This window comes from uncultured Thiothrix sp. (assembly GCF_937873765.1).
Taxonomy (GTDB): Bacteria; Pseudomonadota; Gammaproteobacteria; order Thiotrichales; family Thiotrichaceae; genus Thiolinea.
Genome location: NZ_CALMZC010000022.1, coordinates 33,415 through 56,167, shown reverse-complemented (window position 1 = coordinate 56,167; position 22,753 = coordinate 33,415). Strand labels below are relative to the sequence as shown.

24 protein-coding genes are annotated in these 22,753 nt (G+C 45.2%); 14 read left to right on the top strand and 10 right to left on the bottom strand.

Going from position 1 to position 22,753, the window contains the following annotated elements:
• The first annotated feature begins 23 nt into the window (after positions 1-23).
• The 3 genes from Q0307_RS07425 to Q0307_RS07415 are packed head-to-tail and all read left to right on the top strand — an operon-like array spanning position 24 to position 1,998.
• Positions 24-854 carry a toll/interleukin-1 receptor domain-containing protein gene (locus Q0307_RS07425; RefSeq protein WP_298658842.1) on the top strand — a complete coding sequence of 277 codons (831 nt, stop codon included), beginning with the start codon at positions 24-26 and terminating at the stop codon, positions 852-854.
• A gap of 2 nt (positions 855-856) precedes the next feature.
• Positions 857-1,417 (top strand): DUF1415 domain-containing protein, encoded by a 561-nt coding sequence (locus tag Q0307_RS07420; protein ID WP_298658839.1) that lies wholly within the window; start codon positions 857-859, stop codon positions 1,415-1,417.
• Positions 1,414-1,998, top strand: coding sequence for a rhomboid family intramembrane serine protease (locus tag Q0307_RS07415; RefSeq protein ID WP_298658836.1), 585 nt, complete (start codon positions 1,414-1,416; stop codon positions 1,996-1,998). Before Q0307_RS07420 ends, Q0307_RS07415 begins: the two co-directional genes overlap by 4 nt.
• On the opposite strand, the gene Q0307_RS07410 is transcribed toward Q0307_RS07415, so the two are convergent.
• The gene (locus tag Q0307_RS07410; protein WP_298658833.1) at positions 1,995-2,507 is read right to left on the bottom strand and encodes a dual specificity protein phosphatase family protein; all 513 of its coding nucleotides are present in this window, start codon (positions 2,505-2,507) and stop codon (positions 1,995-1,997) included. The two genes, Q0307_RS07415 and Q0307_RS07410, sit on opposite strands and share 4 nt — an antisense overlap.
• 241 nt (positions 2,508-2,748) lie before the next feature.
• Here Q0307_RS07410 and Q0307_RS07405 point away from each other — a divergent pair, with 241 nt between their 5' ends.
• Together Q0307_RS07405 and Q0307_RS07400 are read left to right on the top strand one after the other, a co-directional pair.
• The gene (locus tag Q0307_RS07405) at positions 2,749-4,128 is read left to right on the top strand and encodes a hypothetical protein (protein ID WP_298658830.1); all 1,380 of its coding nucleotides are present in this window, start codon (positions 2,749-2,751) and stop codon (positions 4,126-4,128) included.
• Positions 4,129-4,171: 43 nt separating this feature from the next.
• The gene (locus Q0307_RS07400) at positions 4,172-4,453 is read left to right on the top strand and encodes a RyR domain-containing protein (protein ID WP_298658828.1); all 282 of its coding nucleotides are present in this window, start codon (positions 4,172-4,174) and stop codon (positions 4,451-4,453) included.
• Here the strand turns inward: Q0307_RS07400 and Q0307_RS07395 are convergent.
• The 5 genes from Q0307_RS07395 to Q0307_RS07375 form a co-directional block, all read right to left on the bottom strand.
• Positions 4,450-5,226, bottom strand: a complete 777-nt coding sequence (locus tag Q0307_RS07395; protein ID WP_298658824.1) for an exodeoxyribonuclease III — start codon at positions 5,224-5,226, stop codon at positions 4,450-4,452. The genes Q0307_RS07400 and Q0307_RS07395 overlap by 4 nt on opposite strands.
• Positions 5,227-5,242: 16 nt before the next feature.
• Positions 5,243-6,160 carry an ornithine carbamoyltransferase gene (gene argF / locus Q0307_RS07390; protein WP_298658820.1) on the bottom strand — a complete coding sequence of 306 codons (918 nt, stop codon included), beginning with the start codon at positions 6,158-6,160 and terminating at the stop codon, positions 5,243-5,245.
• Between the two features lie 37 nt (positions 6,161-6,197).
• Positions 6,198-7,379: an aspartate aminotransferase family protein gene (locus tag Q0307_RS07385; protein ID WP_298658818.1), complete on the bottom strand. Its 1,182-nt coding sequence runs from the start codon at positions 7,377-7,379 to the stop codon at positions 6,198-6,200.
• A gap of 186 nt (positions 7,380-7,565) precedes the next feature.
• On the bottom strand, positions 7,566-8,144 hold the full coding sequence (locus Q0307_RS07380; protein WP_298658815.1) for a methyltransferase domain-containing protein: 579 nt from the start codon (positions 8,142-8,144) through the stop codon (positions 7,566-7,568).
• A 125-nt stretch (positions 8,145-8,269) separates the two neighbouring features.
• Positions 8,270-8,854: a Fe-Mn family superoxide dismutase gene (locus tag Q0307_RS07375; protein WP_298658812.1), complete on the bottom strand. Its 585-nt coding sequence runs from the start codon at positions 8,852-8,854 to the stop codon at positions 8,270-8,272.
• Between the two features lie 145 nt (positions 8,855-8,999).
• Here Q0307_RS07375 and Q0307_RS07370 point away from each other — a divergent pair, with 145 nt between their 5' ends.
• Positions 9,000-10,226: a multidrug effflux MFS transporter gene (locus tag Q0307_RS07370; protein WP_298658810.1), complete on the top strand. Its 1,227-nt coding sequence runs from the start codon at positions 9,000-9,002 to the stop codon at positions 10,224-10,226.
• On the opposite strand, the gene Q0307_RS07365 is transcribed toward Q0307_RS07370, so the two are convergent.
• A complete protein-coding gene (locus Q0307_RS07365) occupies positions 10,213-11,163 on the bottom strand; it encodes a lysylphosphatidylglycerol synthase transmembrane domain-containing protein (protein ID WP_298658807.1) in 951 nt (316 codons plus the stop codon). The two genes, Q0307_RS07370 and Q0307_RS07365, sit on opposite strands and share 14 nt — an antisense overlap.
• 54 nt (positions 11,164-11,217) lie before the next feature.
• On the opposite strand from Q0307_RS07365, the gene Q0307_RS07360 reads away from it, so the two are divergent.
• The gene (locus tag Q0307_RS07360) at positions 11,218-12,216 is read left to right on the top strand and encodes a glycosyltransferase family 2 protein (RefSeq protein ID WP_298658804.1); all 999 of its coding nucleotides are present in this window, start codon (positions 11,218-11,220) and stop codon (positions 12,214-12,216) included.
• 58 nt (positions 12,217-12,274) lie between these two features.
• Here Q0307_RS07360 and Q0307_RS07355 read toward each other — a convergent pair whose 3' ends face one another.
• On the bottom strand, positions 12,275-13,852 hold the full coding sequence (locus tag Q0307_RS07355) for an ankyrin repeat domain-containing protein (RefSeq protein WP_298658802.1): 1,578 nt from the start codon (positions 13,850-13,852) through the stop codon (positions 12,275-12,277).
• A gap of 227 nt (positions 13,853-14,079) precedes the next feature.
• Here Q0307_RS07355 and lptF point away from each other — a divergent pair, with 227 nt between their 5' ends.
• The 3 genes from lptF to arsN2 are packed head-to-tail and all read left to right on the top strand — an operon-like array spanning position 14,080 to position 17,272.
• On the top strand, positions 14,080-15,198 hold the full coding sequence (gene lptF, locus Q0307_RS07350; RefSeq protein WP_298658800.1) for an LPS export ABC transporter permease LptF: 1,119 nt from the start codon (positions 14,080-14,082) through the stop codon (positions 15,196-15,198).
• Complete coding sequence (lptG, locus tag Q0307_RS07345; protein WP_298658798.1) at positions 15,195-16,262, top strand: LPS export ABC transporter permease LptG; 1,068 nt, start codon at positions 15,195-15,197, stop codon at positions 16,260-16,262. Before lptF ends, lptG begins: the two co-directional genes overlap by 4 nt.
• Positions 16,262-17,272: an arsenic resistance N-acetyltransferase ArsN2 gene (gene arsN2, locus Q0307_RS07340; protein ID WP_298658794.1), complete on the top strand. Its 1,011-nt coding sequence runs from the start codon at positions 16,262-16,264 to the stop codon at positions 17,270-17,272. Before lptG ends, arsN2 begins: the two co-directional genes overlap by 1 nt.
• Here arsN2 and Q0307_RS07335 read toward each other — a convergent pair.
• Positions 17,259-18,821, bottom strand: a complete 1,563-nt coding sequence (locus Q0307_RS07335) for an MFS transporter (RefSeq protein ID WP_298658791.1) — start codon at positions 18,819-18,821, stop codon at positions 17,259-17,261. The genes arsN2 and Q0307_RS07335 overlap by 14 nt on opposite strands.
• A gap of 179 nt (positions 18,822-19,000) precedes the next feature.
• Between Q0307_RS07335 and Q0307_RS07330 the strand changes: the two genes are divergently transcribed.
• From Q0307_RS07330 to Q0307_RS07315, 4 genes are all read left to right on the top strand, one after another.
• On the top strand, positions 19,001-19,783 hold the full coding sequence (locus Q0307_RS07330; protein ID WP_298658788.1) for an SDR family NAD(P)-dependent oxidoreductase: 783 nt from the start codon (positions 19,001-19,003) through the stop codon (positions 19,781-19,783).
• 2 nt (positions 19,784-19,785) lie between these two features.
• A complete protein-coding gene (cmoA, locus tag Q0307_RS07325; protein ID WP_298658785.1) occupies positions 19,786-20,523 on the top strand; it encodes a carboxy-S-adenosyl-L-methionine synthase CmoA in 738 nt (245 codons plus the stop codon).
• Positions 20,520-21,515, top strand: coding sequence for a tRNA 5-methoxyuridine(34)/uridine 5-oxyacetic acid(34) synthase CmoB (gene cmoB, locus Q0307_RS07320; RefSeq protein WP_298658782.1), 996 nt, complete (start codon positions 20,520-20,522; stop codon positions 21,513-21,515). The genes cmoA and cmoB overlap by 4 nt, the downstream gene beginning before the upstream one ends.
• Before the next feature lie 63 nt (positions 21,516-21,578).
• The gene (locus Q0307_RS07315) at positions 21,579-22,274 is read left to right on the top strand and encodes a 2OG-Fe dioxygenase family protein (protein WP_298658780.1); all 696 of its coding nucleotides are present in this window, start codon (positions 21,579-21,581) and stop codon (positions 22,272-22,274) included.
• Here Q0307_RS07315 and Q0307_RS07310 read toward each other — a convergent pair.
• Entirely contained in the window at positions 22,255-22,587 is a 333-nt protein-coding gene (locus Q0307_RS07310) for a DUF2007 domain-containing protein (RefSeq protein ID WP_298658777.1), read from the bottom strand. The two genes, Q0307_RS07315 and Q0307_RS07310, sit on opposite strands and share 20 nt — an antisense overlap.
• Positions 22,588-22,753 lie beyond the last annotated feature (166 nt).

Genomic DNA, 22,753 nt, shown 5'->3' with positions numbered 1-22,753 from the left:
CTGTGTTCAAGTGAGGGTTAAGCATGAGTCGACGAACTGTTTTCGTCTCCTATTCACGAAAAGACAGCACGCAAGTTGCAAAAGCGGTGGAGCTTTTGGAAGCGGGTGGCGCAGACGTTTTCCGTGATCTTGACGATATTCAATACGGTGATCGTTGGGAAGATGTCATTCGTACCAAATTAGCTGAAGCTGAGCGGGTGCTAGTATTTTGGAGCACGAATGCGCAGCTATCTGAATGGGTCGAACGCGAGTGGACTGTCGCAATTTCTATGCAGAAGCGTGTCGTGCCTATCCTCCTTGATCAAACCCCCTTGCCACAGGAGTTAGGGCAATTTCATGCTTTAACTAATTTTATTTTGCCTAATACGGCTACTCAAGTGCAGAAACCAACTGTTCTTAGTCAGACTAAATCTAGGTTGTATTGGCTTTGGGGAGGATTGGTAGGTCTTGCACTGCTAGTGATTGCTATCAGTATTTCCACTTTAAATCTGCAAAAAGCGGAAATGCCACCAGAAATCGTGGCTATGCAGCAGTCCACAGACAGCGAGTTGAACCTACCCGATAATTTGGGGCAGGGCAAGGATTTGGAGGATTTAGTCACAGATTCAACTACCGAGCCGTCTACCGCTGATAGTGGTAATCAATCTAGTCCGATAGCACCGATCACGCAATTGCCTCCGCCTAGCCTAGCACCTGAGCCAGCGTTTAAGGATGAGTCACGTAATTACGTGCTGAGCTTATCGGCTTTTTTAGCGTTCTTTGCAATAATTAGTTATCTAGTCTGGAGGCATCGTCAGCAGCACAAAAAACTGCAAGCTGGTGAAAAGTTAGTACAGGAAATTTTTCAGGAGTAAATATGCAAACCCATCCACAAGCAGCCACGGTGATTGCACAAACGCGGCAATGGATAGAACAGCTTGTGCTGGGATATAACCTATGCCCGTTTGCGCACAAGCCTTATCAGTTAGGAACCATTCGCTTTAGCGTTACACCAGCTTCTAAACCAGAAACTTTATTAGCAGTGTTAAAGGCAGAGTTACATGCTTTGCAAGCGGTATCTGCGGATAAAGTTGAAACGACGCTATTAATTCATCCAGAAGCGTTGATGAATTTTCATGCTTATAATGACTTTCTGGATGATGCAGACGAGTTACTCTATCAAGAAGGCTTAGAGGGAATTTTACAAATCGCCAGCTTTCACCCACAGTACCAGTTTTCGGGGACTGAAGTTGATGATGTAGAAAATTATACCAATCGTTCTCCTTATCCGATGTTGCATTTATTGCGTGAAGATAGTTTAGAAAAAGCTATTGCTCAACATCACGATGTGGATACGATTCCAGAGCGCAATATTCAAGTCATGCAACAGTTAGGGGTGGATACCCTCAAACGAATTTTACAAGGAAAGGCTTTATGACAAACCCAAACAATCAACATAGCATCAAGCAAGAATTGCCCGCTGTCTTGATGTTTGTTGGCCTGATTTGGCTAGTTTTTGCATTTGATCACTTTCTACCCTTGGAGCAGTTTGGCTTAATTCCACGCAATGGCTCACATCTTGTAGGTATCATCACCATGCCTTTTCTTCATGGTAGCCTACAACATATTATGAGTAACACCGTCCCGTTGTTGGTACTGCTGACTTTATTAGCCGGATCGCGTGCTAATAGTCGCAGTATTGTCTTAACAATTATGCTATTGGGTGGGGCTTTATTGTGGCTATTTGGACGCGGGGCAGCGTTACATATTGGTGCTAGTGTTTTGGTGTTCGGTTTAGCAGTCTTTTTGATTGTTTCCGGTCTGCTAGAGCGCCGTTTAGTGCCACTAGCAATTGCGATTTTTGTGACTTTTATGTATGGCTCTAGCTTGCTAAGTGGAGTTTTACCTTGGCAGCCCGGCGTTTCTTGGGATGGACATTTATTTGGTGGAATTGCTGGGGCAATCGCGGCGTTTTTTCTGGTACGTGGTAAGCAAATGACTTCTAGATTTAGAAGTTAAGCTGCCGGTGACCAAGAGATTAGACGTTGCCACCAAGGACGTGCAGGAGTGCTTAGACTGTCATGATCAATTAAAGCATGCTGCTCGTCATCTTCAACTAAAAACTCATATTGAATTTGTGTTTGCGGCATATTTCTGCCGCGAGTTTCTGACATGAGCTCTATAGCAGCATGAGCTTGCATGCCATCTCGCATCAATAGGCTACCTGCCAAGATTCCTGTGCGTCCAATCCCTGCATAGCAATGGATAGCAACATGCTGTCCTCGTTTGAGTTCTAAATCGAGCTTATCCACTAACTGGCGAAACGCGGCGAGGTTTTTAGGAATAGAGCGATCTGGAATGGGAAAGTGTTCGAATCTTAGATCTAGCTCTTTACAAAGTTTTTCCTCTAGTGCTAAGCCACGTGCGATCATTTCTGATTTTTCGAGCAAACAAACGATAGTATTAATGCCAAGCCCCATATAGTAAGCCAAATCCTCTGCTAAAACCTGTGGGCGAGGGCAGGGCATGATGTATAAATCACCGGAGCCGATCTGTTTAAGCTTAAAGATACTTGGATTCATCATTGGGGGTTAAAAATATTTTCAGCGAAGATCAGAGTATAACTGATTGTATAAACTCAGCTAAGTAAATGCTGCACAATCTTTAGGTGTGAGCTATTAGAGTTTGTGGTTCAAATTCATCTTTTAATAAGTACCATTTATAGAGTTATGCCTACGACTCCTAGCTTGCCTCTTTTAGACTGGTGCTATGAAAACTAAAACACTCGCTAAGTTTGTATCAGTTCTACTCTTTTTAGGTAGTAGTTTTTATCTGAAATCCAGTATTGCGGCTGAGTTTTGCTCTGATGCATATTATATCGATGTAACTTTGGTCAATGGCGCACGCTGGGATATGTGCTGGGAGCAGCGCAACCGTGAAGGCATTGTCTTGCATAAAGTTCATTACACTCCAAAAGCAGGCCAGCGACGCTTAATCTTAAGTAGTGCCAGTCTTGCACAGATTCATGTCCCCTATGATGATAATGGTGCTCGTTACCATGATATTTCTGATTATGGTTTAGGGGGTAATTATATGGTGGATTTGCGTCAGACGGATTGTCCGAGTGGCAAGCTATTAAAACAGGGTGAGCGCCCCGTTTTATGTGAGCAAGTGAGTGCCAGTGAGCATGGTTTTCGCTACCAAAATGAGCAAGTTAAAACTGAAGCCTTATCCATTTTTAGCGTCTCCCGTGTGGGTGCTTATCACTATATTCCGCTTTGGCGTTTTTATGAGGATGGTGCTATTGAGCCAGCAGTAGGCGCTACGGGAGCTTTGCAACGCTTTAATGATGCTTCTGCAGAAGAGCAAGGTTGGTTGATTACACCCAATAAAGTGGGTCTGGGGCATGTGCATAATTTCTTCTGGAAGCTAGATTTTGATTTAGCGGGTACTTCACGGGATGATGTAATTGAGGAACTGAATCTACAAGAGCAAGGTGATCGATCTGTTCTAAAGAAGACGCGTTTTAATACTGAGATTGGGCGTAGTGTAAGTCCAGCTACGGCACGGCGTTGGCTCATTCGTGATGCCGAGCAAACGAATAGTGAGGGGCAAAGTTTAGCTTACGAAATTCGTCTTCCACAGTCAGAGCAGCAGGATATTGGTCCTGATTCAGAAGCGTTTACGCATAAAGATATTTATTTCACCACTTTCCAAGAGTGTGAATTATATGCTTCACATAATCCCAGTTTAGAAGGTTGTGCAGATAGTTTACGTGACTTTGTGAGCGATGAAAGCTTGCTGGGTGCAGATCTAGTCGTGTGGCCTAGCACCACGTTCTATCATATGCCACGTGCGGAAGACGCACCTTTCATGGATGCGCACTGGTCTTATATAAGTTTGACTCCACGTGATTGGCATGCGCGTAATCCTTTGAGTACAAGCGCAGATACCTCTGGTACTCAATTAAACAATCCCGAGCCACCTGTGACACCACCTATTAATCCTCCAGTCACGCCACCAGTCTTGAATCCGCCTAGTCAGCAACCTAATGGTGGCACGGGTAGTTTAGATTATTGCTTATTACTACTATTAGTCTTAGTAAGTTGGAGAGCGAGTAGGCAGGCTATACACTCGATTGACGAATAGTGAGCTTCGTTCCACACTAATAAAAACTAAGCTGGAGTTTTGCATGTATCAGCCCGAACCCATTGATACTTCTAAGGTGAGTTTGCCTCAATCTTTGGAAGAGTTATTAGAGCTATTATCCTACAACACCCACGAGGTTTGGGCGCAACAACGCCTCAATGATGGCTGGACTTACGGAGCAGAACGAGATGATGCTAAGAAACTGCACCCCTGTTTGGTTCCCTATGACAACTTAGCTGAGTCTGAAAAAGTCTATGATCGCAATACCGCCCGCGAAGTGTTGAAGGTTATTTTAGCATCTGGCTTTAAAATCGAGAAAATCTAAGGATAACGGTAGTCAATGACCACGGGGGCATGATCAGAGAAGCGCTCATTGCGATAAATATTCGTCGCAAGTACGCTTCCATGAAGGTTCGGCGTCAACACATGATAGTCAATACGCCAACCTAAATTTCGATCCCAAGCATTGGTGCGCATTGACCACCAAGTATATTGATTAGGCTCTTGAGGCAGTTCTCTAAACGCGTCCACAAAGCCATAGTCAACAAAAAGCTTGTCTAACCAAGCACGCTCATCGGGTAGAAAACCAGAGTATTTTTGATTGGCTTTCCAATTCACTAAATCTTCAGGCTTATGAGCGATGTTCCAATCACCGCAAATAATCGCTTGTCGCCCTGCCGTACTTAAATTCTCAAGGACAGTTTCAAAGTGTTGCATGCAGCGGTATTTAGCAGCTTGACGCTCATCCCCTGAAGAGCCAGAAGGTAAGTAAAGGGATGCAACGCTTAAATTCCCAAAACGGGCTTCTAAATAACGCCCTTCAGCATCAAACTCAACTGACCCCATACCTTCGATAATGGAGTCAGGCTGAGTACGGCAATATAAAGCCACTCCACTGTAACCTTTTTTCTGTGCATCATGATAGTAGCAGTGATAACCAGCAGGGAAAAAAGTCTCAGGCTCCTCACGTAATTGATGGATTTGCGCCTTGGTTTCTTGAATACAAACTACATCAGCTTGTTGGCTTGCTAACCAGGCAAAAAAACCTTTTTTGGCAGCCGAACGGATGCCATTTACATTAGCTGTAATAATACGCATGTGGTGAACCCACTAATCACTTAGGAAAGCCGAGTAATAAGGCTTCCATTAACGCTTTTTGTGCATGTAAGCGGTTTTCAGCTTCATCCCATACGACGCTTTGCGGGCCATCGATTACGGCAGCCGATACTTCTTTACCCCGATAAGCGGGTAGGCAATGCATGAACATGGCATCAGGGTGAGCTAAAGCCATCAAGTCTTCAGTGACTTCAAAGCCTGCAAAGGCAATCTCACGTTGTTTTTTCTCTGCTTCTTGCCCCATGCTAGCCCAAGTATCAGTAGTGACTAAATCTGCCTGTTCTACAGCTTCTTGGGGGGTGGCGAAAAAACCTAAATGTGAGGCATTAGCCGCCACAATAGTCGGATTAGGTTGATAGCCTTGTGGTGTGCAAATGCGTAATTTGAAATCTAGCAAACGCGCTGCTTCCATCCAAGAATGGCACATATTATTGCCATCCCCCACCCAAGCTACGGTACGTCCAGTCGGTAAGCCACGCTGCTCAATCCAAGTCATTAAGTCAGCTAAAAGCTGACAAGGGTGATGGGTATCGGTTAAACCATTGATTACAGGTACTCTTGAATAAGCTGCAAAGCGTTCAACTTTGTATTGCTCAAAAGTCCGAATCATGACGATATCGACCATGCGCGAGATGACTCGCGCAGCGTCTTCAATCGGTTCACCACGCCCTAATTGGCTATCATTAGGCGATAAGAATAGAGCATGGCCACCGAGCTGTGTCATGCCAACTTCAAAAGAAACGCGGGTACGAGTCGATGCTTTTTCAAAAATCATCGCGAGGCTGCGATTCTTTAAGGGTGTGTAAACTTCACCACGTTTGGTTAAAGCTTTTAAGTCGATTGCGCGCTCAAGCACTGCGAGCAATTCAGCCGAACTCAGATCGCTTAAAGTAAGAAAATGTCGGATTGTACTCATATCAGCTCTCTAGCATCCGGCACGATAAATAACGAGATTATAAAAAATCGCGTATTAAATCTATGACTGTAGTTATGATCTGGTCAGCTTGTTGTTGGCTAATGACTAAAGGTGGTAATAAACGGATAACATTTCCCGCCGTCACATTAATTAAGATACCTTGAGCAAGACCTTGCTTAACTAGCTCAGCACAATCGCGCTCAAGCTGGATGCCAATCATTAAGCCTTTGCCGCGAATATCTTTAACACCAGCAAAATCCTGTAAGCCAGCACGGAATTGCTGTAGGAAGTATTCGCCTAATTCAGTCGCACGATTGGCTAGCTGTTCCTTTTCCATCACCTCAATGACAGCCAAAGCAGCACGACAAGCCAACGGATTGCCTCCAAAGGTAGAGCCGTGATTGCCATAGCCGAACACACTAGCTGCTTTGCCACGCGCTAAACAAGCACCAATAGGCATACCATTGCCTAGAGCTTTAGCTAGAGTCATCACATCAGGTTGAATGGCGGTGTGCTGGAAAGCAAACCACTTACCGGTGCGGCACATACCGGTTTGGATTTCGTCGGCGATTAATAAGCAGTCGTTCTGATCGCAAAGTTCACGCAATCGCGGTAGGTAGTTAGCACTGGGAACCTGTACACCACCTTCACCTTGAACAGGCTCAACTAAGACGGCAACGATATTTTTGTCAGCAGCTAATTGCTCAGCGACGGCTTTAGCATCACCATATTGAACGCGTACAAAACCTTCTAAAAGTGGGCCAAAGCCTGCTTGCGCTTTTGGATTGCCAGTCGCTGTAACAGTAGCCATTGTCCGCCCATGAAAGGCATTGCTCATGACAATAATAACTGGGTGTTCGATACCTTTATTATGAGCATACAGACGTGCAATCTTAATGGCGGCTTCATTGGCCTCCGCACCGGAGTTACAGAAGAAAGCATTATCCATGCCCGCTAAAGCACACAAGCGCTCACCAAGCACTTGTTGATTCTCAATCTGATACAGGTTGGAGGTATGCATTAAGCGGTGGGCTTGTTCGCAAATAGCATCGGCTACTTCTGGACGCGCATGCCCTAAGCTACATACTGCTACTCCCGCAACTGCATCAAGATATGGCTTACCTTCGGTATCAAAGAGCACAGCACCCTCACCATGAGCGAAGGTAACAGGAAGACGGGCATAGGTTGGCATTAGTGTTTGTTTAATTATAGTCGTCATTGCAAACCCTCCAGTTAAGATTGGAAAAAACAAAAAGGCAGCCGCATTAGGCTGCCTTTAGTTATTCAAATGGCGAATATAGGGGATGAATGCCGCAATGTCAATGCATGCGCTTTGTGCAGCTTACAAGCTTATTCAAGCAATTCAGATGCTTGAGTCAAGCCTTAAAATTCAAAATAAAAAGTCTTAATGAGGATGCTTTTTGATATGATAAACGCTAGCAGGTGGGAAATTATTCAGCACAAAGCTACTACGTTCAGCGACTAAACCATGGTGCTTTAAAATATGCGCTTTCACTGGGCAACGATGACCATAAGTGAACTGGATAAATACACCGCCATGTTTTAGAACTTGAAAAGCACCACGTAGAATCTCATCAATTTGTTGATCTTTCATCGACAGGAATGGGAGGCCACTGACGACAGCACCCACATCTTTTAAGTGCAAACGAGTTAATGATTCTGCTGCCCCATTCACTACCAGTGCTTTTGGGTAAGCTACCTGCATATTTTTGGCAAATTTGCGATTGAGTTCAATTAAGACCAAATTATCTTCTGGAATCCCACAAGCTAATAATTGCCGAGTAAACACACCAGTGCCCGGCCCTAACTCAACTACTTTACCGACATCAGCATTCAAACCTTTAACCATTTTGCGGGCTAAACGCTCACTCGATGGAAGAACAGATGCGGTAACTAGTGGTGCTTTCACCCATTCGAGCATGAAGCTTGAGGTTTCACGCAGTTTAACTGCTTTACTTAACATAAGTGATCCTATGGAGGTTATCCTTGTTATTAGTAGGGCTGTTCTAGCGGTACTTCAAGTGTCTTAAGTGTTTTTTCATAAAAAAAGCCGAGTTTAATGACCCGGCTTCTTTCTTATACGCGCTATTATGCTGCGAAATTAGCAGCAGCGAAATCCCAATTCACTAAATTATTGAGGAAAGTTTCCACGAATTTAGGGCGTGCATTCCGATAGTCGATGTAATAAGCATGTTCCCAAACATCGATACACAGCAGTGCTGTGTCGCCAGTAGTCAATGGAGTGCCCGCAGCCCCCATATTGACGATATCGACAGAGCCATCTGCTTTTTTTACTAACCAAGTCCAGCCAGAACCGAAATTACCGACGGCAGACGCTTGGAAGGCTTTCTTGAACTCATCATACGAACCCCATTTTGTGTTGATCGCATCCGCTAACGCGCCTGTTGGAGCAGCGCCACCATTGGGCGTCATGCAATTCCAGAAAAAAGTGTGATTCCAAACTTGTGCAGAGTTATTGTAAATACCGCCAGAAGAGCTTTTTACAATCTCTTCGAGTGATTTATCAGCAAATTCAGTATTAGGAATCAGGTTATTTAAGTTTGTTACATAGGCAGCATGATGCTTGCCATAATGATATTCGAAAGTTTCTGCAGAAATATGCGGGGCTAACGCATCTTGGGCGTAAGGCAGGGCTGGCAGCGTGAAAGCCATGATATTGCTCCTTGATTTGGTCTTAAATATCGGCTGTTTAAAGCGCGTAAGATAGCCATTTAGGGACTAGGGTGCAATAAGGCTCGTTCACAAGCTGGGCTTTTGGTCGTACACTTTTGTGCTTTCCACCACCATAGATTTTTAAATGATGCAGCCGAAGATGCCCGGCCTTGTGGAGTTTGTGGCTTTAGTCGCACTCCTGTCTTCTTTAATGGCGCTGGCGATTGATGCCATGTTGCCCGCCTTGCCTGTGATTGGACATGAGTTACAGGTCACTAGTGCGAATTCGCCGCAATTAGTGATTTCTACCGTGTTTCTTGGGATGTTAGTGGGGCAGGTTTTCTTTGGGCCTTTGTCCGATAGTGTAGGGCGCAAACCACTGATATATTGGGGCTTAGGCTTATTTATGCTGGGTAGCTTAGTCTCAATGTTCGCACACAGTTTTGCAATGATGCTGTTCGGGCGCTTATTGCAAGGGATTGGGGTTGCCGCACCGCGGGTGGTCACGATGGCTTTGGTGCGTGATTGTTATTCAGGCCGTGAAATGGCACAGATTATGTCTTTTACCATGATCGTTTTCATCATGGTTCCCGCGATTGCACCCTCTTTAGGCCAAGGTATTTTATGGTTTGCTGATTGGCGCGCGATTTTTGCATCCTTTATTTTATTGTCTGCGCCTCTGTTAATTTGGTTCTGGCTACGTATGCCAGAAACTTGGCCTGCAGCAAAGCGTCGCCCCTTTGCTTGGCGTGAACAGTGGGCAGCCACCAAAATTGTTTGCAGTAATCGTTTAGTCATGGGCTACTCGATTGTGACAGGTTTTGTATTCGCTGCTTTCTTAGGTTATTTAAACTCAGTACAGCAAATTCTGCAGGAGCAATATGGCCTAGGTGAGCAGTTTCCACTGTATTTTGCAGTTTTGGCACTTTCCATCGGAGGTGCCTCGGTAGTAAATGCGAAATTAGTGATGAAACTCGGTATGCGTCTGTTGTCAGCCCGTGCTCTACAAGTGGTATCTGCTTTATCAGCCGTATTCTTAGTACTCGTACTGATTCAACATGGGCAGCCACCCTTATGGCTTTTTATGGCGTATTGTTTAATTGCCTTTTTCAGTGTTGGTTTGCTATTTGGGAACTTGAATGCCTTAGCGATGGAAACGATTGGCGATTATGCTGGGATTGGTGCTTCAATTATTGGGGTGGTGTCTAGCGCGATTGCCATTCCGATTGGGGTCATCATTGGGCAAGCTTATAACCAAACCGTTGTTCCTATTGTGCTGGGTTTTTTAGTCTTAACTGTATTGGCGCTGTTCTTACAGCGTTGGACTGAACGCCAACGCAGCAAGACTTTAGAGAGGGTTAAGCCGTTTTAGGTTTAGGTAGTAACCAACCCACCAAGCCGCCAATAATGGCAGAGCCTAAAACAAATAAATGCACATTAATGGCTGCACTAGTGGCCACGGCAGGGCTTAGAAACGCTAATAAAGCCGTAATAATTCCTGCTTCGTAAGTGCCAATCCCTGCAGGTGCATGAATCGGTAGGACGCTGGTCAACTCTCCAGCGACTACTGCAGTAATCAGCACATTCCAAGTCACTCCATCAATAAATTGATCTAAGACCCAAGCCAGAGTTAGCAGTTTCACTAACCAATTCAACCAAGTAAGACCCCAGCTTTTTAGAAAGCCCATCACTGTATTGGGTAAGCCAAATAACATCTTTTGTGCTAGCTCACTTAAGCGTCCATCTTTGCCTACAAAATGCAGCTCAACCTTATTGCGTAGCAAATACACCAGCGGAGGAATCAGCATCCACAGCAAGATAATTGGAATAGCAAGACGGCGTAGGGGTGTCACGACCAATAAGGGATAAATCGCGAACGCCAGAATGCAGTGCAAATCCAAAAAGCGGAACCATAATAAGGCTGATACGGATTGTGCATAGTTAATATCAAAATAGCGCTTCATCATCATCGGAAAGCTAAGCTCTCCCGTGCGTGCAGGTAATAAGTTATTAAAAAAATTATGTAATAAGGTTAAACGGAGGCTGGCTACTGGATAAGGGCGCAAACTAGAGAAATAGTCATATAAACGCCAAGTACGCAGTCCATAACTGATTAATAATAAAGCCATCGCAATGGACAGTTGTTGCCAACTTAAAACAGCCCAAGGTTGTAGGATGGTTTTCCAGCCCAGCCAATATTCAACCCCGGCAATAAACAAGAGCAAAATGAGCCAAGGCAATGTTTTATTCAGCCAATTCGGCAAGACTGAAGTATGAGTAGGGGGGGGGAGCTGTTTAGTCTCTGTCATCACTATAGGTTTTCCGTATAATCCGCGAGCATTCTAAATGATTGGGTAAGCATTGTGGCGACTGAATATGAAGAAACAGTAAGCATTATTGTGCCTTTTTACAATGAGGAAGATAATGTTTTACCTTTAGTAGCGCGAGTACACACAGCTTTGGCTGGTTTTAAGCTGCCTTGGGAGTTGGTGCTGGTGGATGATGGGAGCACGGATGCTACCTTAGAACGCTTACAGCAAGCCAACGCCGAATATGGTGCGCATGTATTTATCGTCGAGTTACAACGCAATTTTGGGCAAACCGCTGCCATGCAAGCGGGTATTGATCAAGCTCAAGGTAGTTTACTGGTAACTTTAGATGGTGATTTGCAAAACGATCCTGCAGATATTCCGGCGATGATCGCTGATTTACAGGCACGTAAACTCGATTTATTAGTCGGCTGGCGCAAAAATCGCAAAGATACCCTGATCTTACGCAAAATCCCGTCCCGCATTGCGAATCGCCTCATCCGCAAAGTAACGGGTGTTTACCTACATGATTATGGCTGCAGTTTAAAAGTCTATCGTGGCTCAGTGATTAAGAAAGTACGTTTATATGGAGAAATGCATCGTTTCATTCCAGCATGGGTAGCTACTACGGTGCCACCTTCGCGAATTGGTGAACGTGTGGTGAAGCATAATGAGCGTTTTAGTGGGGAGTCTAAATATGGAATTTCACGTACCTTCCGGGTCATTCTGGACTTGCTGTTCATGTGGTATTTCATGCGTTATCGTGCAAGGCCAGGGCATTTTTTTGGGGTTATGGGCTTAGGTTCAGGATTAATGAGTAGCTTGATTCTATTTTGGCTGGCGATCGAAAAGTTTATTTTTGGTGCAGATATTGGTGGCAGACCACTGCTACTCGTGGGCGTGGTATTAATGATTGCGGCTTTGCAATTTTTAACCACAGGGATTTTAGCGGAAATGCTGGCACGTACTTATTTCGAGGCAGCAGGGCGGAATGCTTATACGATTCGTGACGAGGATAAACCTAAAGAGCGTGCTTGGGTGTCAGTGAATTAAGTTGTTTAAATAAAAAGAGCGGACTTTATCCGCTCTTGTCTCATGCAGGATTAAGCGCTTACTGCGCTCGCGGATGATGTTGAATCCATAGATTCAAATACTCTAAACAACCATGACTATCAATTTCGTTTTTACTATCACGTAAGGCTAAATTAGCCAGCTTCATTGCGTCATTGCCATCCGAGTTGACTGCATAGACATCAGCACCCGCCTTCAATAAGTTAATTAAGGCTAACTTATGCCCGAAGCGTGCAGCGTGATGCAAAGGTGTCCAGTTCTTGACAGTCAGAATGTTAGGATCAACACCGGCTGCTAATAGTGTCGTAACGGCTGAGGTTTGCCCAGTAGACGCTGCAGCATGTAAAGGTGTTTCACCTTGACCATTGCGATAATTTGCATAGCTGGGGACTTTGGCTAGTACAGCAATCCATGCTAGATCACCATCCAAAGCGGCATCAAAGGTTTTCTTACCAAATCGGCCTGATGGGTCAGTGGCTCCAGAACGCACTAAAATATTGGCAATATCTAAGTTGTTGTTGTTAATCGCGATAGTTAAAGGGGTAATGCCACTTGCAGAATAATTAACATCAGCCCCTAGCTTAATTAACTGTGGAATTTTATCTGCTTCGCCCCGTTCGACAGTTTGGAACAGTGCTTTACCTAAAACACCCCCGTCAGCGGCAGCACCGCCTGCGATTAAAGCACCAGCCATGCCAAAATCACCGCGAGTTAAGGCCAATGAAAGCGCGGATTCACCGTCTTTGGCATAATTAGGATTAGCACCCATCTTCAGCAAGTTCACGACTTTTTCACGTTCACCTTGCTCGACAGCGGTAAACATAACGCGACCTAAATCATTAGGATCACGTTGTGCACCGGCAGCCAATAAAATCCCAATTAAGCCAATATCCCCATTGCGGGCTGCGATCGACAGGGGTGTGATTTCGCCTTCGGAATAGTTAGCATTCGCACCCAGTTTGATCAAGTTATTCACTCGATCACGATCTTGCATTTGCACTGCTTTCAATAAAGCACGACCTAGTACGCCAGCATCATTAGGTGCACCACTTTTCATCAATAAATAAGCAATTCCAGTGTAACCACCGTCGATTGCCATTTGTACTAGTTCCTGAGTCGGCCTGGCACCCTGATTAATAAAGCTCTTAGCTTGATTGTAATCACCTTGAGTGATCGCAGCCTGTAAGCCATTCGACAGGCGATCTTCCTTGGCTTTGGCTTCATCACGCTTAGCTTGTTCAGCCGCTAACCGTTCTTGCTGAGCTTTCAAAGCAGCTTGTTGGGCAAGATCAACACCAGCAGAGTTATTAATAGGTTCAGTCGTAGCTGTTGCAGGATTTGCAACAGTAGCCGTGACAGGACTGGGATTTGCGGTGGCGCTTCCCTTGGCTAACTCTTCCCATTGCTTCACATAGGCTTGTGCTTGTGCAGCTTCGGCAGTTTTGCCTTGTTTAGTTAAGCGTGTAGCTTCTGCCTTCCAAACTTGCACTTGTGCAGCAGCTTCAGCAGGTGTTTCTGCTTGAGCAGCGGAGATCCAAGCCCAAGTAGTTAGACTTAACAGCATTAAGGAACAGTTTTTGATAAAACAAGAATTCCTGCCCTCAAGCGGAAAATTCATAAAAAGTCTCCATACAATAATTCCTGATGGGAGTTTGAAGCTCAGTGAGCAGCCCATAAGATTGCAAATTACCCAAGCCTTGTTTGCAAGTCTAATTCAGAAGTCACCACGGCGGTGATGATAGCAATAGCGTTTCCCCCTATTCAATCGCTAGCGCATAAAGATCAGAGTTTAGAGCAAGAAACACTCAAAATTGCCCAAGATTTCCCAACAACTAGGCACGACTAGTGAAGCATAATGCTGCTACAATCATAGCTCAATACCTAAAAAATGCTCAGATGATACTCAATCGCTATTTGTTCAAAGAAATTGCGCTTAATTTCATTGCCACACTCTTAGTTTTATCGCTGATCATCGTCGGCAATACCTTTGTACGCCTATTAGCCAGCGCCAGTAGTGGCGATCTGCCTCTGGATTTATTAGGCAATATGCTGCTGTTTGGTTCATTGAAAAATTTATTACGCTTAGTGCCGGTGGCCTTGCTCATTGGTATGATGCTCGCATTCAGTCGCTTATATCGTGATGCAGAAATGGTCGCTTTACGCGCTTCAGGCGTGGGGCCAAAAGAGTTTTATCGGGCTATTTTCAGTTTTGTGATTCCACTGACCTTGTTAATGGCGGTTGCTGTTTTGGTGTTTTCCCCCATACTCGAAACTCAGAATCAAGCCTTGAAAAAGGAAATGTATCAACGTCCCGAAGCAGCCGGTATTCCACCGGGTCAATTCGTGACCGCTGGCAATAAAACCAATAATTATACAGTGCTAGCGGAAGGGATTGACGATTCACGTACCGTAATGGAGCGCTTTTTTATTCGCGTACAAGATGGTGCGAACGAGATTTTGGTTTGGGCGCAGTCAGCGATTTTATTTGTCGATTCCGCGACTGGCGAGCGCTTCTTGCAGATTCGTGATGGCTATCGTTATGAGAATGATCCTGAGCGTGGCGGTATGTCGATTATGCGTTTTAAAGAGCATGGTGTGCGCATCCCATTAAGATCTTTTGTGCGTTCAATGAGTATTGAAAGTGTGCCTACCTTAGAGTTGCTAGCGCTTCCCTCGCCTGCGAATCAAGCGGAGCTACAATGGCGGCTATCGATTGTTTTATCTACGCTCGTACTCGCTTTGCTCGCCTTTCCGTTAAGCTATACTGCACCGCGACAAGGGCGGTTTAGCAAAATTGCAGTGGCTATCCTGCTATATGGTTTATATGCGAATGTGTTAGCGATGTTACGTGGGATGATGGAGCGTGGCGAAGTGCCTGCTTGGCTGGGTATGTGGTGGGTACATGTTCTGATGGTGCTCTTAGCGGTTTGGCTTTTACATAAATACTATGGGAAGCCTGCATGAATCTGCTCGAACGTTATCTCTGGAAAAATGTACTGCTAAGCATTTTGGTCACTTGGCTGTCACTGAGTTTATTATTTGCACTCTTCGATTTTTTGGCGGAGCTAGGTGATACTAAAGTTGGCACACGCTATGGTGCTTTTCAAGCCCTATTATATGTGAGCTATAGCCTGCCCCGTACTTTATATGAAAATTTCCCTTATGCAGCCTTGATCGGTAGCCTCATGGGTTTGGGTAATTTAGCGGCGAACAGTGAAATTACCGCGATGCGGGCAGCGGGTTATTCAATTCTACAAATCGTATTGACCACTTTAAAACTTGGCTTGGTTCTAAGCTTATTCGTGTTCGCGCTGGGTGAATGGGGTGTGCCACGTTCTGGAGTCTATGCGGAGAGTTTTAAACTGCGCATGTTGCAGCAAGAGCTGGCCGTTTCCGAAGAAGGGGTCTGGCTGAAAAATGGTAAGCAATTAATTCATATTGATAAAGTTTGGTCGCAAACCAAAGTTGATGGCTTGGCTGTGTATGAAGTTGATGAACAGGCAGGTGGTATTAGCCGTATTCTCAAAGCAACAACGGCCGAGAAACGCGGTAATGACTGGCAGCTTAAACAAGTGATCGATAAGCGTCTGACTAAAACAGGTATGGACTTAGCTCAGCACGAGCAACTAAATCTACCAGATGTACTGCCTGCCAATATTTTAAGTTTAGCCACGGTAACACCTGAGCAACTCGCCGCTCGCGAGTTGGCTCAATTTATTCAACACCAGCGCGACAATGCTCTTAATACCGATCGCTTTGAGTTAGAGTATTGGAAACATTTTACGACGCCTTTATCAACTTTAGTCATGCTCGTGCTCGCAGCCCCTTTAGTGTTTGGTTTTCAGCGGAATGCAGGGGCAGGGCAGCGGATTTTTATTGGTATTTTAATCGGTATTAGTTACTTACTACTGGATCGAATTATTGGGCGGACAGGACTAGTTTATGGCTTACCCCCCTTATTATCTGCTTTGCTACCGATGCTACTCTTTTCATCTGTAGGTTTATTGATGTTGGCGAGAGTGCGCTAATGCAAATTATTGACATAAAAACTCGTTTAAGTTTTTTGCGTGAAGCTGAACGTCTTAAAGACGTATTGCGTACCGCATACACACGCACCGGTAAACAAGAAAGCACAGCCGAACATACTTGGCGTTTATGCTTATTTATTTTGAGTTTTGCGGATCAATTACCGGGTTTAGATCTACTTAAAGTTATAAAAATGGCACTTCTACATGATTTAGGTGAGGCGATTCATGGAGATATTCCAGCTATTGATCAACAAAACATTGATAAATTAGAACAGGAACGAGCAGATTTAGTCATTCTTATGCAGTCTTTACCTAGAGAACTGCAAACTGAGTTTCTAGCGTTGTGGGATGAATACAACCAAGCTCAGACACCTGAAGCTCAATCGGTAAAGGCCTTTGATAAATTAGAAACTATCTTGCAGCATAATCAAGGAGCTAATCCACCAGAATTTGATTATGCGTTTAACTTGGCGTATGGGCAGCGCTATACTCAAACTAATCCACTGTTTGCTGCCATTCGAGCTTTACTCGATACAGAGACTCGTCAACTCGCCTTACACCAAGTGCCTACTATGAATATTGAGCCTTTGGATGCGGATCTTGAACTTGAAGGGCTACTCGATTTATGCCAGTTGCCTAGCGATGATATTTATGCCCAGCATTTAGAGTTTTTCGGGATTCATCGTGCTAATCGCCTAGTCGCGGTAATTGGCTTAGAAGCCTATGATTCTGTGGCTTTGTTAAGATCTTTAGCGGTGTTACCGGATTACCGTAGCTTAGGGTTAGCTCGTAAGTTAGTCAGCTTTATAGAAACATGGGCAGTTCAGCAGGGCGTGCAGGATTTGTATTTATTAACAAGTACTGCGAGTAATTTTTTCCGTAGCCTTAATTACCAACTAGCAGAGCCCAGTGTAGCACCTCTGTCTATCCAACAAACCGCGCAATTTAGCGGCCTTTGCCCTGCCTCCGCGAGCTTTTTGGCTAAGAGATTAGCTGCTACACCGGCTTAGTTAGCTTACTTTGGTCTAATTCCAAAAAGCGGGTTGCGATCAAGACTAGGCCAATCACTGGCAAGCCAATCAAAGTCGTAAAACTAAAAAAGCTTGGATAACCAATTGCATCCACCATCGTACCGGAATAGCCGCCAAGCACTTTGGGAAACAGTGACATTAATGAGCTAAAAATCGCATATTGAACGGCAGTGAAAGAGACGCTGGTTAAGGCGGACAAAAAAGCTACGAAAGCTGCACTGGCAAAGCCTGCTGCTAAATTATCCGCAATTACCGCTAGATAAAAAATAGGCAGATTATGTCCTGTTAAGGCTAAGGCTACGAAGACCAAATTGGTTAAAGCGGCTAAAATAGCACCCCAGAGTAAGCTTTTCATCACACCAAAGCGTGTTGCGAACAGGCCACCTAAGACTCCACCCAGAACACTGACTAATACGCCTACCGTTTTCACGGCAGTAGCGATTTCTTCTTTTGAGAAGTTTTGGTCTTGATAAAACACATTAGAAGCAGCACCGAGCACAATATCGCTTATTCGATAAAAACCAATCAGGATCAACAAGAAAGCGGCGGTCTTAACACCATAGCGGTTGAAAAATTCAGCAATTGGCGCTATCCACGTTTCAATCGCAATCGCTTGATCTACTAAGCCTGCGCGGACTAGTAAATAGCCCACTAGAAAAGCGACTCCTACTGCTAAAGTAAAGCGTAGTGTTTCTAGGATAAAACCTGTGAAGACACCGTAGTCGAGCAACTCTTTTAGGCTAGTAAATAAGTCAGCGGTAAAGAAAAAGCTCAGGACAAAAGCTATGACCGTGCAAGCAAACACCAGCACTAAGCGCAAGTAATCTCTAGTGGTGTAATGCAGTTTACTTTCTTTATGTTGTGGCTCAGGGATAACGAAAGTAGTCAGTACGCCGATTAGCATGATCGCCGCCATAATGAAGTAAGTCCACCGCCAAGCGGTATAGACATAATGATCTTTTTCCGAACCAAAATAAGCGGCTAAATATAAAGCTCCCGCACCAGCAACAATCATCGCTAGGCGATAGCCGACGATATAGGTGGAGGACATTAAAGCTTGTAAGCGGGTTTCAGCCGATTCAATCCGATAGGCATCGATTACAATGTCTTGTGTGGCTGAGGAAAATCCGAGTAATACCGCTGCAAAGGCCATCAAAGTGACGTTGTTTTTACTCAAAGCGGGGTCAATGCTGGCCATTGCGATAATAGCAAGGATAATCAACCCTTGTGAAAGTAAGAGCCATGCACGGCGTTTGCCTAAAGCGCGTGTTAAAAAGGGCAGCGGTAGTTTGTCAATCAGGGGAGCCCAGACAAATTTGAAGGAATAACCTAAAGCAGCCCAACTAAAAAAAGTCACTGCTTTGCGCTCGACACCCGCTTCACCGAGCCATAAGGATAAGGACGAGAAAATCAGTAAAATCGGAATGCCTGCAGAAAAACCTAAAAACAGCATGGTCAGGACGCGCGCATCTAAAAAATTGCGCAAAGTCTCGCTCCAGCTAGTAGGGGTATGGATGGGTTCGGTCATGGATGCAATCGCCCGTGTATTTTATGATTGAGTTAACGGACATAAAGCCGCTAAGGTTGACTATGCAAGCATGATTAACCAAAGCTTTTAAGCTGTCACCTATTTTTGATCCTTTTCATGTAAGCAAGACAAATTTCGCGTTATCATGCCCAGCTTTTCCAGTGGTCAGGAGTGTTTCCATGCAGAGCGAGTTACTCAATTATCTACCCGCCAATGGGTTGTTACGGGAGCGTGTGATTGTCGTCACGGGCGCTGCGATGGGTATTGGTAAAGCGGTAGCCATGCAGTACGCTCGTCTGGGTGCAACGGTTGTTTTGGTGGATAAGCAAGAATTGATGCTAGAGGCGGTCTATGATGAGATCGTGGAGGCTGGCTATCCTGAGCCGGTGATCTGTAAATTAGATTTAGCTGAAGCGACGAGTGACGCTTATTCGAGTCTGGCTTTGATGATTAAGCAGGAGCTAGGGCGCTTAGATGGTTTACTCCTGAATGCAGCTTGGTTAGGCGCTTTTATGGCAATACGTCAGCATGATTTAGAGTTATGGACGAAAATGCTGCAAGTCAATCTGAGCGCTAATTTCTTATTAGTACGTGCCTGCTTACCTTTATTAGAGCAGTCACCCGATGCAGCGATTGTGTTTTCCACCGATACCACTGACCGTGCTTATTACGGTGGCTTTGGGGTGAGTAAAGCCGCGATGAATGCCTTTTGCGATATTTTAGCCCAAGAATATGATGCGAAGCCTTTTATTCGGGTAAACCGCATTCATACAGGCCCCGTGCGGACTAGTCTAAGGGTTTTAAATTTCCCCGGTGAGCATGCCGATAGCAATGTGCGCCCTGAAGCAGTGGTTGGGCCTTATCTGTATTTCATGGGTCCCGATGCAGGTCAACGCACCGGTGAAAGTTTGCAATTGGATAAATTACCGGCTGATTTTCGTTGGGTGGGTGAGCAAGGCTAGTGATGCTGATTGAATCTCCTCGTGACCAGATTTTTGCAAAGCCTCAGCAGGTGGTGGATTTTGCCTTCACGGCTGCGGTCGCCGATGTATTTCCCGACATGGTGCGCCGCTCAGTGCCGGGTTATGAAACGGTGATTAGCCAATTGGGGGTGTTAGCGCGTCGCTATGCTCAAGCCAACAGTGCAATTTATGATCTAGGTTGCTCCTTGGGCGCTTCGACCTTAGCGATGGCTTTGCAGGTGCGAGCGCCACAAGTGCAATACATTTGCATAGACAATTCTGAAGCAATGATTCAGCGCTGTGAGCTGCTTTTGCAGCGGCAATTACCTGTAGGTAGCTTCCAAACGATTTGTGCGGACATTTGCCAAGTACCTATGCAATCCGCTTCGGTGATTGCCTTAAATTTCACCCTGCAATTTATTGAGCCAGCGCAGCGCCAAGCATTGATGCAGCGTATTTATGAAGCCTTGTTGCCGGGCGGCGTGTTAGTTGTGTCTGAAAAAATTAAATTTGCCGATGCCCAGCAGCAAGCCCTCATGACTGAGCTGTATATGGAGTTCAAACGGGCGAATGGTTATTCGGAGTTAGAAATTAGCCAAAAGCGTTCGGCTTTAGAAAATGTACTACTACCTGACACTATTGAAATGCATCAAGAGCGTTTAAAGTGCGCGGGTTTTGGTGAAAGTTCAGTCTGGTTCCAAAACTTTGTATTCGTATCTCTGTTAGCGGTGAAAACATGAGTGCTGTACTCGATGCACGTTTTGCAGAGGCTTATAAAGATATAGCAGCTACTCATTTAGCACCTTGGCTAAGCAGTTTACCGCAACAAGTACAAGCGGCAGTTTATGAAGCGCCACATGGTAAACGTGAGCTTTGGTTAGAGACTTTAGAGCAATTACCCCAACTAATTGCTAGTAGCCTTGATTTTAACCAAGGCACAGTAAGAATTGGGCAAGGAAATGAGCTAAAGGCCGAGCAAGCGGCTGCTTTACGGGCGGCTTTGGAAGTTTTTATTCCTTGGCGCAAAGGCCCGTTTGAAGTTTTTGGGATTCAGATTGATACAGAATGGCGTTCAGATTGGAAATGGGAGCGCGTTGCCCCGCATTTATCATCCTTGCAAGGACGTTTAGTCTTAGATGTCGGTTGTGGGAGTGGTTACCATCTTTGGCGTATGCTGGGTGCGGGCGCTCAGCAGGTGATTGGGATTGATCCAAGCCTGTTTTTCCTAATGCAATTTCAAGTCATCAAACACTATACAGGGCGGCAGCCTGTGCATTTCCTGCCGTTAAAAAGCGAAGATTTGCCGGATTTCCAAGGCAAAGGCTTTGATACGGTTTTATCGATGGGAGTACTCTATCATCGGCGTTCACCTTTAGATCATTTGCAAGAATTGAAAAATACCCTGCGTGCGGGTGGCGAATTAGTGTTAGAGACTTTGATTATTGAAGGGGATGAGCGCACGGTACTCATGCCCGAGGATCGCTATGGGAAAATGCGTAATGTCTGGTTTATTCCTTCAGTGGCGATGCTGGAGTTATGGCTTAGACGCTTAGGTTTTGAGGAGATTCGCACGGTCGATGTCACTCCAACTACAACTGATGAGCAGCGTTCAACAGCTTGGATGCGCTTTGAGTCGTTAAAAGATTTTCTTGACTCACAGAATGTTAAGCGCACTGTCGAGGGCTATCCAGCGCCCGTGCGTGCGGTGATAATCGCCACAGCCCCTAAGTGATCTGGGCAAGCTTTGAGAAGATGAGTAAATTACTAGTCTTGACCGAAACTATATGGAAGGATCGTGAACGCACAGCTTAATCAGCTCGGTTTTATTGCAGCCGTGGGGGACTCTCAGAATCGCTTACAAACTCAATTGCGCCAGCAGATGGCGCATGCATATCAGCGTTTTTGCCGAAGCTGGAATCAACTCTTACCCGATCCTTATCTACGTGATGGTGGCCGTTATCGCCTGCGCCGTTATTCGGTGTTTCATTGGCAATACGGCCAGTTAAAGCAGCTCCCACATGAGCCGCATTATCAAAGCAGTTATCACAACGCTGTGCATGGTGGGTTTAATCGGCATTTCCGTGCTTGGCTGCCAACCACGGTTTCTAACCCAGTATTTAAAACTCTGATTGCATGGTCAGTGGAGCAATTTAGTGCCAACCCTAGCCAACTCTGGAGGATTCAAGCGCATCAATTTCGGATTGTAGCTTCTGCTTTAGAAGAGGGGCGACCAACCCCGGAAGGAGTACATAAAGACGGTGCCGATTATATTCTGATTATGTTGCTAGATCGGCATAATGTGCAGGGTGGCGTGAGCCATATTTATAACAATCAAATGCAAGCCATTGGCCAATGCACCTTGAGTACAAGTACGGATTTGCTCTTGGTGAATGACCACAAGGTTTATCATGGAGTAACGCCAATTCTGCCTGAAGATAAAAGCCAAGCGGCTTGGCGCGATGTGTTAGTGCTTACTTTCCATCGGCAATAGCCGTGCTGGGTGGTGCAGCTTGTCCGCACTGCCAGCAGTTCTGGAATTGAGTTTCTAAAGTTTCCCCGCATCCGCTACACGTCCAGAAGCCAGTGCTGGGCTGCTGTAAAGTCGCTTGAATTAATTCGAGTGCTTGTTGCTCATACGCTGCTTCGACCCAGAGTGAAGGCCAAGTTTCCACAAAGGGTAGTTCACCCATTGCACCATTCAAAAAATAATTACGTTGTTGGCAGGGAATGCCTGCATTTTTCAAAATTTCTTGAATAAATCCAGGCATGAGTGGCGTGGCCGCTGTGTAAACTTGTTTGAGCATCAAACACCTCTCAATGGTTTGCGAAAGTAAGAGCAATCACTATTAGCAAGCCACTTAAAAAACAACAAGCCTTTTAGGATGATTTGTGTACTTAGAATGACTGCCCTAATCATCAGGGTATCTTGAGCTAAGCTTGCATAAGCTGCATGCTAGGATTAAAACGAGT